The 9,761-nt window shown below is 68.7% G+C and carries 11 protein-coding genes; 5 read left to right on the forward strand and 6 right to left on the reverse strand.

The features are described from left to right. On the reverse strand, positions 1-1,223 hold a 1,223-nt coding region (locus RQG77_RS19300), incomplete at its 3' end, for an AAA family ATPase (RefSeq protein WP_311246202.1). Positions 1,224-1,300: 77 nt separating this feature from the next. Further along, positions 1,301-2,515, reverse strand: coding sequence for a bifunctional phosphopantothenoylcysteine decarboxylase/phosphopantothenate--cysteine ligase CoaBC (gene coaBC / locus RQG77_RS19305; protein ID WP_311246203.1), 1,215 nt, complete (start codon positions 2,513-2,515; stop codon positions 1,301-1,303). 68 nt (positions 2,516-2,583) lie between these two features. Here coaBC and RQG77_RS19310 point away from each other — a divergent pair, with 68 nt between their 5' ends. Then, entirely contained in the window at positions 2,584-3,285 is a 702-nt protein-coding gene (locus RQG77_RS19310; protein WP_311246204.1) for an NRDE family protein, read from the forward strand. A 103-nt stretch (positions 3,286-3,388) separates the two neighbouring features. Here RQG77_RS19310 and RQG77_RS19315 read toward each other — a convergent pair whose 3' ends face one another. Beyond that, positions 3,389-4,363, reverse strand: coding sequence for a helix-turn-helix domain-containing protein (locus tag RQG77_RS19315; protein ID WP_311246212.1), 975 nt, complete (start codon positions 4,361-4,363; stop codon positions 3,389-3,391). 103 nt (positions 4,364-4,466) lie between these two features. Between RQG77_RS19315 and RQG77_RS19320 the strand changes: the two genes are divergently transcribed. The 3 genes from RQG77_RS19320 (at position 4,467) to RQG77_RS19330 (ending at position 5,907) form a co-directional block, all read left to right on the forward strand. Then, positions 4,467-4,628 (forward strand): hypothetical protein, encoded by a 162-nt coding sequence (locus tag RQG77_RS19320; RefSeq protein ID WP_311246205.1) that lies wholly within the window; start codon positions 4,467-4,469, stop codon positions 4,626-4,628. 79 nt (positions 4,629-4,707) lie between these two features. Continuing rightward, the gene (locus tag RQG77_RS19325) at positions 4,708-5,265 is read left to right on the forward strand and encodes a hypothetical protein (RefSeq protein ID WP_311246206.1); all 558 of its coding nucleotides are present in this window, start codon (positions 4,708-4,710) and stop codon (positions 5,263-5,265) included. A 15-nt stretch (positions 5,266-5,280) separates the two neighbouring features. After that, the gene (locus RQG77_RS19330; RefSeq protein WP_311246207.1) at positions 5,281-5,907 is read left to right on the forward strand and encodes a hypothetical protein; all 627 of its coding nucleotides are present in this window, start codon (positions 5,281-5,283) and stop codon (positions 5,905-5,907) included. Between the two features lie 81 nt (positions 5,908-5,988). On the opposite strand, the gene RQG77_RS19335 is transcribed toward RQG77_RS19330, so the two are convergent. Both RQG77_RS19335 and RQG77_RS19340 read right to left on the reverse strand, forming a co-directional pair. Continuing rightward, positions 5,989-7,209 carry a glycosyltransferase gene (locus tag RQG77_RS19335; RefSeq protein WP_311246208.1) on the reverse strand — a complete coding sequence of 407 codons (1,221 nt, stop codon included), beginning with the start codon at positions 7,207-7,209 and terminating at the stop codon, positions 5,989-5,991. Beyond that, positions 7,206-8,432, reverse strand: a complete 1,227-nt coding sequence (locus RQG77_RS19340) for a glycosyltransferase (protein ID WP_311246209.1) — start codon at positions 8,430-8,432, stop codon at positions 7,206-7,208. The genes RQG77_RS19335 and RQG77_RS19340 overlap by 4 nt, the downstream gene beginning before the upstream one ends. A gap of 120 nt (positions 8,433-8,552) precedes the next feature. On the opposite strand from RQG77_RS19340, the gene RQG77_RS19345 reads away from it, so the two are divergent. Further along, positions 8,553-9,143 (forward strand): hypothetical protein, encoded by a 591-nt coding sequence (locus RQG77_RS19345; protein ID WP_311246210.1) that lies wholly within the window; start codon positions 8,553-8,555, stop codon positions 9,141-9,143. A 41-nt stretch (positions 9,144-9,184) separates the two neighbouring features. Here RQG77_RS19345 and RQG77_RS19350 read toward each other — a convergent pair whose 3' ends face one another. After that, complete coding sequence (locus RQG77_RS19350; protein WP_311246211.1) at positions 9,185-9,547, reverse strand: VOC family protein; 363 nt, start codon at positions 9,545-9,547, stop codon at positions 9,185-9,187. Between the last annotated feature and the right edge of the window lie 214 nt (positions 9,548-9,761).

The raw sequence follows: 9,761 nt of genomic DNA on the forward strand, positions 1-9,761 counted from the left end.
CGGCCGACGGGGATGCCGGTCCACGCCGCGATCACGGCGGCGATGTCCTCGTCAGTGACCTGCTCGTTGACCATGCGACCCTCGCTCGAGACCGCGGCTTCGGCCTGCTCGGCCTCGGCGATCTCGCGCTCGAGGCGCTTGATGGTCTCGTACTCGAGCTTCGAGGCACGGGTGTAGTCGGCCTCGCGCATCGCGAGGTCGCGCTGCGTGACCGCATCGTCGAGCTTCTTCTTCAGATCACCGACCCGGTTGAGCCCCTGCCGCTCGCGCGCCCAGCGGGCCTCGAGGTCGGCGAGCTGCGCCTCCATGCCGACGAGTTGCTCCCGGAGCGCCGCGAGACGCTCCTTCGAGGCAGCATCCTTCTCGCGCTTGAGAGCCAGCTCTTCGAGCTTCATGCGGTCGACCTGGCGCTTGAGCTGGTCGATCTCGACGGGGGACGAATCGATCTCCATCTTGAGCCGCGACATCGACTCGTCGATCAGGTCGATCGCCTTGTCGGGCAACTGCCGGGCGGGGAGATACCGGTTCGAGAGCGCAGCAGCGGCGACCAGGGCGCTGTCCGAGATCGTCACACCGTGATGCGCCTCGTACCGCCCCTTGAGCCCGCGCAGGATCGCGATCGTGTCCTCGACCGTGGGTTCGCCGACGTAGACCTGCTGGAAACGGCGCTCGAGAGCGGCATCCTTCTCGATGAACTCGCGGTACTCGTTGAGAGTCGTCGCGCCGATCAGGCGCAGCTCGCCGCGGGCCAGCATGGGCTTGAGCATGTTCGACGCCGCCACCGAGCCTTCGCCGCCGCCCGCACCCATGAGCACGTGGAGCTCGTCGATGAAGGTGATGATCTGCCCGTCGGACTCGGTGATCTCTTTGAGGACGCTCTTCAGGCGCTCCTCGAACTGGCCGCGGTACATCGCACCGGCGACGAGCGCGGAGATGTCGAGCGACACCAGCTCTTTGTCCTTGAGGGACTCGGCGACATCGCCCGCGACGATCCGCTGCGCGAGCCCTTCGACGACGGCGGTCTTGCCGACGCCGGGCTCGCCGATCAGAACCGGGTTGTTCTTGGTGCGGCGGGTGAGCACCTGGCTGACGCGTCGGATCTCACTGTCCCGTCCGATGACGGGGTCGAGCTTGCCCTGACGGGCGCGGTCGGTGAGATTGATCCCGAACTGCTCGAGGGCAGACTGCTGGTCGTCGTTCTGTGCGCTCTGTGGGCCTGGCATGCGTTCCTCCTGGGAGACTCCTTCTGATCACGTTCTCGTGGATGCAGTCCTCAAAGTTGAGTGGACTTGGCTCAAGTTTACCTCAGAGTCAGCGCGGCGTCCAGGATCACTCGGGCCACCTCGCGCTTGGTCCCTGCGGCAGAGGCCACGACCTCGCCGCCCTCCCCGACGATCTCGACCGCGTTGTCGGGCCTCTCGAAGCCCTGCTCCGCGTTCGCGCGATTGACGGCGAGCAGGTCGACGCCTTTGCGCTCACGTTTGCGGCGAGCGCGGTCGCGCCGTTCGTCGGCATTCTCTGAGGTCTCGGCGGCGAAGGCGACGATCGTCTGACCCTCCGGGGCTCCCCCGTCCGCCCTCGACACCGCCAGAGAGGAGACGACATCCTCGTTCTCGACGAGCTCGAGATGCGTCAGCAGCCCCTGCTCCTTCGTGAGCTTCTGGTCCGAGACCGATGCCGGTCGATAGTCGGCGACCGCGGCGGCCATGATCACGATGTCCGCCGAGCGGGCGGCATCCTTCATCGCCGTCGAGAGCTCGGCGGCCGTCCCCACGGAGACCACCCGGACCGACGGATGCCGCGCAGCGGCCAGCACATCGGCCGAGACGTTCGCCGCGACCACGGTCACATCCGCGCCTCGCGCTGCCGCGTCGGCGGCCAACGCGACGCCCTGCCGCCCGCTCGAGCGGTTGCCGAGGAACCGCACGGGGTCGATCGGCTCGCGGGTGCCGCCGGCCGAGATCACCACGCGCAGTCCGTCGAGGTCGCGCGGTGAGAGCAGAGCGACCGCGGCGTCGAAGATCGCCTCGGGTTCGGACATGCGTCCCGGTCCGCTGTCACCTCCGGCGAGTTCGCCGTCCGCGGGGCCGACCAGATGGATGCCGCGCGAGACGAGGGTCGCGATGTTCGCCTGCGTGGCTGCGTTGCGCCACATCTCGGCGTGCATGGCGGGCGCGAGGAGCACGGGCGCCTCGGTCGCGAGCAGCGTGGTGCCCAGCAGGTCATCGGCGATGCCCGCGGTGATCTTCGCGATCGAGTTCGCGGTCGCGGGGGCGACGATCACCAGATCGGCCCCCTGACCGAGCGCCACGTGGCGGACGCGCGCGACGTCGTCGTGCACGCTCGTCGTGACCGGATGCCTGCTCAGCGCCTCCCACGTCGGCGTGCCCACGAAGCGCAATGCGTCTTCCGTCGGCACAACGGTCACGTCGTGACCCGCCTTTGTCAGCAGTCGCACCAGGTGCACTGTCTTGTATGCGGCGATGCCACCCGTAACTCCGACGACGATGTTCACGGTTCGATTCTGCCGCAGCATCCGGCGCCGCGGGCCCGGGAGTGCGACGCGCTCCTAGACTTGGAGCCGTGTGCACCGTGGTGATCGATGTGGCAGGACCCGACACCGCGCGTCTGCTCGCGGTGCGCGATGAGGATCCTCAGCGCGAGTGGGATGCTCTCGGCGAATGGTGGCCGGACGCGCACCCCGGGGTCTCGGGTATCCGCGACCGGCGAGCCGGCGGCGCCTGGCTCGCGGTGAACCCGGCTGAGCGCCGTCTCGCCGTGCTGCTCAACCGCGCCGACGTGGTCGATCTCGCCGACGAGGTCGCCGTGTCACGCGGTTCGCTCGCACTCGAGTCGGTGGCCGGCAGGTCGCCGATCGCACCGCTGCCCATGCACGGGTTCAACCTGCTCGAGGTGCGCCCCGAGGGATCGCGGGTGCTGAGCTGGGACGGCGCCCATCTGCGCGAGACGCCGATCAGTGACGGCATCCACATGATCGCGCACGACGATCTCGATGACTCCGAAACACCGCGCATCGCCGCCTGGCTTCCGGAGTTCCGCGCTCTGGGTCCGGCTGCCGCGAGCGCTGACTGGACCGGCGAGTGGATCGCGCTGCTCGCCTCGTCCGCCCGGCTGGACCCCGAGGACGACCGGGCGATCATCCGCGACAACCGCCCGCACGGGTATCCCACGCAGTCACTGCTGTACTGCACGGCATCCGTCACCCCTGCAGGCGTCGAGATCGATTACCGCGCACTCCTGAGCCCCGGGCACTGGGACCACTGAGAGCACCGGGACCGCTGAGAGCGCGCCGATCGGGCCCTGAGAGGCCCGTGCGCTGAGTCCGGTCGGGCGGTCAGGCAGTCAGGGCGGTCAGCCGGTCATCCGGTCAGGCCGCGGTGGTCTCCGCGTCGTCGACGCACGAGAAGCGCGCCCGATAAGCGGTCGGCGTCGTGCCGAGCACGCGCGAGAAGTTCTGTCGCAGCACCGCCGCCGATCCGAAGCCGCATTCGTCGGCGATCTGCTCGAGCGAGAGGTCGCTGCGCTCGAGCAGCCGCTGGGCGTGCAGCACCCGCTGTCGGGCGAGCCAGGCCGCGGGGGTCGCGCCGTATTCGGCCTTGAAGCGGCGCGCGAAGGTGCGAGGGGACATGAGCGCCCGTGCCGCGAGCTGATCGACGCCCAGGTCGTCGCGGAGGTGCTCGACGGCCCAGTCGGCGACCGAAGCGAGCGAATCGCTCGGAACCACCGGGATCGGGCGATCGATGAACTGCGCCTGACCGCCGTCGCGCTGCGGCGGCACCACCATGCGTCGAGCGATGCGGTTCGTCAGCTCGGCGCCGAGCTCCTGGCGCAGCAGGTGCAGGCAGGCGTCGATCCCGGCGGCCGTGCCGGCGCTCGTGATGATCCGTCCGTCCTGCACGAAGAGCACATCGGGGTCGATGTCGATCTGCGGGTACATCTCGGCCATGATGTCGGAGTACATCCAGTGCGTGGTCGCGCGGCGACCGTCGAGTACCCCGGCAGCGCCGAGGATGAACGAGGCACTGCAGATGGTCAGCAGCCATGCACCGCGCGCCACGGCGTCGCGGGCGACGTCGAGCAGCAGCGGATCGATGTTCTGCCAGTACTCCCGCGGCACCGGGCAGAGCACCACGAGGTCGGCCTCATACGCGAACGACAGGTCATTCTCGACATTGATCGAGAATCCGAGCTTGGACTTCACGACACCCGGATGCGGCGCGATCACGCGGAAGTCGAAGTTGGGCACCCCGTCGTTCGATCGGTCGAGACCGAAGGCTTCGCAGGCGAGCCCGAACTCGAACGGAGCGAATCCGTCCTGGACGACGCAGGCAACGGTCTTCATCATGATGCTCTCCCGAAGTCGGCAGTCAGGTTGGCAGTTTTCATACGCTCGCAGTCTATTCTGCCACTCGTGGCAGATCAAGGGCGATCGTAGCGTTTCTGCCATGATCCTTCTCATCGCACTTCTCGCACTCGGCGCGTGGGCGCTGACCGCCACCATCGTCGAACTCCGCCGCGACGGATACCGTCACGTGCCCACCGATTGGTCACGCGTCGCCGACCACGACGCGCTCGACCGCGCCGAGGCCGGGCACACGTACCGCTGACCTCCGCCGGAGGGTTCCGTCCGAGCCTCGCTCGTACGAGGCTTCCCCGCTGGTCGGATGCGCGGCTACGCTCGACACCATGAGCGAGCCGCAGCAGCCTCCCGCGCAGCCGTACGGAACTTCCCCGCAGAGCCAGGGGCATCGAGCGCCGCAGCCTCCCGGCGTGCACCACTCTGCTCAGCCGTACTCCGGGAGTGAGCACTCCGAGCCTCCGCAGAACGCCGGGCAGTCGCATCCGGGCCAGCCGCATCCGGGGCAGTCGCTTCCGGCGCAGTCGCATCCTGGCTCTGGCGGCTACCCATCCTCCGCGCCGTCTCGGGCGTCCTCCGGCACACCCGTCGGCCGCATCGCGTTGATCGTGGCACTGGCTGCGCTCCTCATCGGCCTCATCGTCACCATCTCGTACCCGGTGATGATCCGGACCCTCGCCGATCCGTCGTCGATAGGCGTCTTCGGAACGATCGGCAGCGGACTTGTGCTCGTGGTCTCGATCGTGGCGCTCATCCTCGGACTGATGTCCGTACGGCGACCGGATCAGCAGGTTCTCGCGGGCATCGCCATCGGCATCTCCGCCGGCCAGATCCTCGGCATCGTGGTCTCGTGGATGTCGAACCTCTTCTACGCCCTGTCCTACTGAGCGTCCGGAGCCCTCATGAGCGAACCGCAGCAGCCCGCACAGCAACCCCAGCAGCAGCCCCACCCGGCGCAGCCCGCACAGCCCGCACAGCCCGGCCAGCCCCACGGAGCGCCCGCACAGCCGTACTCGCAGCCGGGCCAGCCGTACGGAGCACCCGCACAGCCTTACGGAGCACCGAGCCAGCCCTACGGCGCCCCCAGCCAGCCGTACGGAACACCCGGCCAGCCCTACGCCCAGCCCGGCCAGCCCTACGCCCAGCCGGGCCAGCCCTATGGCGCCCCAGGCCAGCCTTACGCCCCGCCCGGCCAGCAGCACGCGCCGAGCCAGCCCGCCCGGTCCGCGGCACTCGGACGTCTGGCATTCCTCCTCGCGGTGGTCGGGGCCGGAATGGCGCTGATCTTCCAACTCCTCACTCCGCTCATGTACATGAGCATGGGATTCGGGATCGTCGACTTCCTATCGAATCTCGTGAACCTGGTCGTCTTGGGCTTGGCCGCGATAGGCCTGGTGCTCGGCATCATCGCAGTGCAGCGCCCGGCACCACGTCTGCTGGCGGCGATCGCGATCGGTGTGGCAGGAAGCACCGTCGTCGGCTCGTCCGTCGCGTGGGTGACCAGCGTGTCGCACTACTTCGGGTACTGAAGAGACGGACTCCGAGAGACGGACTCCGAGAGACGGACTCCGAGAGCCGGACTCTGAGGGCCCGCTTCTGAGCGCAGTGCCTCAGCTGGCGAGCACGCGTTCGTAGACCTCGATCATCGCGGCGGTGCGCGACGACTGCCGGAACGCCTCCGAGACCTCGCGCATCGGCACCGGTGCGGTGCCGGCGGCGATGTCGGATGCCGCGCGGCGCAACGTCTCGACGAGACCGGCTTTGCGCTGCGCCTCGGTGCCCGCAGCTCCGGGAACCGCCCAGAGTCCGCCGCCGAGCTCGGCCGCGATGTCGGGATCGCTGATCACCGACGGCGTACCGAGGGTCGCGGCCTCGAAAGGCGTCATGCCCTGGGTCTCGAAGCCGATGGAGGTCTGCACGAGCGCGTCTGCGGCGGCGATGCGCGCGAGGGTGTCGGAGTAGCTGAGCTTGCCGGCGAACCGCACACTCGCCGAGCCCGCGACGATCTTCTCCGCGGCCGGCCGCTGTGCCCCTCCGCCGATGATCTCGAGGTCCGCGTCGACACCCGAGGCGACGAACGCCTCGAGGAACGGCAGCAGTCGCTTCTCGGGACTCATGCGTCCGAGCCATACGAAACGGGGCCGACCAGGCGTGCGAGCTGTCGGTGCCGCATCGAGCGTCGCCTCGCGCACGTCGTCGTCGATTCCGTTCCAGACGACGTCGACCGGGCTGAAGACCCCGTGCTCTTCGAGACGGCGAGCGAAGTGGGTCGACGGCGCGGTCACTGCCGACGCGCCGATCGCAATGCCGCGCAGGAACGCCCAGCCGTCGTACCCACTCACCGGCGCCGCGACACCGCGCAGCGCTCGGCGCCGCCAGAGGTTCAACGCTCCGAGCGCGGGGCGGTGCAGCGGCGTGACCGCGGCGATGCCGACATCGACCCTGTTGTGCAGGGTGTGCACGACGGGGATGCCGTGGCGGGCGGCGTACCGGTGACCGATGAATGCGCCCCAGAAGTCGGCCTGCACGTGCACGAGATCGACCGGCGGACGATGCGTCATCGCGCGATCGAGGAAGCGGTCGGTCGCCCGCCCCGGCCAGCTCATCGAGTACTCGCGGTCGACGGTGATCGGCACCGACGGCAGGTCGACGTTCGCGGGGTCCGCGACGTCCGAGGCGCGCGACCCGTGCATCCTCGGCGCGACCACGGTCACAGTGTGGCCTGCGCGCTCGAGGAACTCGCGCTGCAGCCGCATCGACACCTGCGCCCCGCCGAGAGAGTCGAGGTGCTGATCGCCGAAGAAGACGATGTGCATGACGCGGGCCGTCACTCGGGCAGCGGCTCGTCGCGGTACAGCGCCTCGAACGTGTCGAGCGTGCGGTTGATGTCGTGTATCGCGACGCCGTCGAGCGAGGCCTGCTGCATCCGCGCGTATTCGCCGGGCGATGCGGTGAGCACGTCGGTCAGTCGCGCGGCGAGGGCATCGGCGTTGCCGGGCTCGAACAGGTAGCCGTTCTCGCCGTCGTGCACGAGGTGCGGCAGTGCGACGGCATCCGCTGCGACGATCGGCAGAGCCGAGGCCATGGCCTCCATGGTCGCGATCGACTGCAGCTCGGCGATCGAGGCGATCGTGAAGACGGAGGCGCGCGACAGCAGCGCCCGCAGGTCCTCGTCGGTCGTGCGACCGTGGAAGGTCACTCGGTCAGCGAGACCCAGCTGGGTCGCGAGGCTCTCGAGCTGCTTGCGCTGGTCGCCGCCGCCGACGATGTCGAAGGTCGCGTCCAGTGCGGGGTCGAGCTTCGTCATGGCGTCGAGGATCACCTCGACCTGCTTCTCGGCCGTCAGGCGTCCGACGAAGATGATGCGGTTCTTCTCGCGAGGGGCGACCACGGGGGTGTACTGGGTACGGTCGATGCCGCAGCTGACGGGGATCACGTTCTCGACGGCGACGGTGCGCTCGAGGAAGTCGGCCGCACGACGCGTCGGTGTGGTGATCGCGCGCGTCAGAGCGAACGTGCGCTTCGCGTCGCCCCAGGCCCAGCGCAGCACCAGGTCGTCGACCCATTTGGGCATGGTCGTGTGGTCGAGGATGTTCTCGGCCATCACGTGGTTCGTGGCGATCACGGGGATGCCTCGCTCATGCGCGATGCGGGCGAGGCCGCGGCCGATCACGATGTGCGACTGGATGTGCACGACGTCGGGCTGCACGCTGTCGAAGATCTTTCGGGCGTAGTGCTTCACACGCCACGGCCAGACGAAGCGCAGCCAGTCGTGGGGCGCCCAGCGCACCGACGGAAGCCTGTGCATCGTCATCGGCTCGCCCTCGATGACCTCGGTCTGCGCGGGCGTGCGGCGGTACGCGATGTTCGGCGCGACCACATGCACGTCTTCGCCCCGCTGCACGAGACCCGCCGCGAGGCGTTCGGCGAAGCGGGCGGCACCGTTGATGTCAGGAGCGAAAGTGTCGCATCCGATCAGGATGCGCAGAGGACGCTGCCCGCGGTCAGGGGCGACGTCGGGCGCACTCGTCGGATCGGAGGTAGAGGAGGACATTCTGCCTTACGGTACGGCGGTCAAAGAGCCCGATCGGGCGCTGGCCACTCTACCCGAGGGGCCTGATCGAGCCGCCGAGGCATACCGGCATCCTTCAGCCTCACCCCCTAGCGTGGAGGCATGCGACTGACAGCCGACGCCGACCCCCAGCAATGGATCCCCGTCACGGACTCGCTCGGCTGGAGGGGACGGCGGCACCGCAAGGCCGCCATCCGGATGCTGTTGGGACAGGTGAATTCGGCGATCGGCGTCACGGAACGCCCGGGTTCCCGGTTCGGCGCGTGGGCGATGAGCCAGGCCGCTCCGCTGCTGATGCGCAGGGCCGCCGGTCGCGTTCTCGTGTGGACGTGGAAGGCCGACCCGGAGCTGATCGTCGCGATGGCCACCGTGCAGACACTCACTCCAGAGGTGCGAATCGCTCGCGCATCCATGCCCATGGACTACGACGACACCGTATCGTTCTCGAGCCGGTGGTTGGGGGCAGGCGAGAAGCTCGTCGTGGCGATGCCGCCGTCGCCCGCGAGCCCTCCGTTCGCGACGTACACGTGGGACACCGGCACACATCTGGTGACGCTGACTGCGGTCTGCAGCGAACGCGAGCGTTTCGGCACTCTCGACAGCGCGCTCGATGACCTCGCCCGCAGCATCCGTATCGCCGATGAGCTGACCGGCGGCGAGTCGCCCGAGGTGCTCCGCCTCGGACCTGCCTGAGCGCGGCTCTGCTGAGCGCGGTTCTCCTGAGCGCGGCTCTCCTACCCGGCGGGTGGTTGCCAGAGTTCGATCGCGAGGCCTTCGGGATCATGGATGCGGGCGAAGGTGCCGTATTCGGCGGTGTTCCACTCGTCGCGGCGCTCGACCGGAACCCCTGAGGCGGCCAGCCGTGTGGTGAGCTCTTCGATGTTCGACACTCTGAGATTGAGCATGAACTGCTGGTCGGCGGCGAAGTAATCGCTGTCTGCCGCGAACGGCGCGAACACGGTCATGCCGGCCTCCTGCTGCCACATGCCGTCATGTCCAGCCCCGATTCCCAGGTGCTCTCGGTACCAGCCGGCACGAGCCTCCGGGTCTCTGCTGCGGAAGAAGAGGCCGCCGATGCCTGTGACGTCTGTGCTCATGATCCTGTTCTACTCCTGTCGACGCCGTCGGGTCAGACCCGTATCGGGGCAGCTCGAACGTGCACGTCCCGCGGGAGGCTGAGTCTCGGTGTGCGCCATCGCTGTTCCGGGTCCCACCATCTCGGACCCCGCACCTGTGGGAGACCGTCGTCCATCCGGATCTCCCACCCGGAGGTGCCGAGGGATCGGTGGTGCCACCAGCACAACGGCACAC

This window comes from Microbacterium sp. WCS2018Hpa-23 (genome assembly GCF_031843845.1).
Classification (GTDB): domain Bacteria; phylum Actinomycetota; class Actinomycetes; order Actinomycetales; family Microbacteriaceae; genus Microbacterium.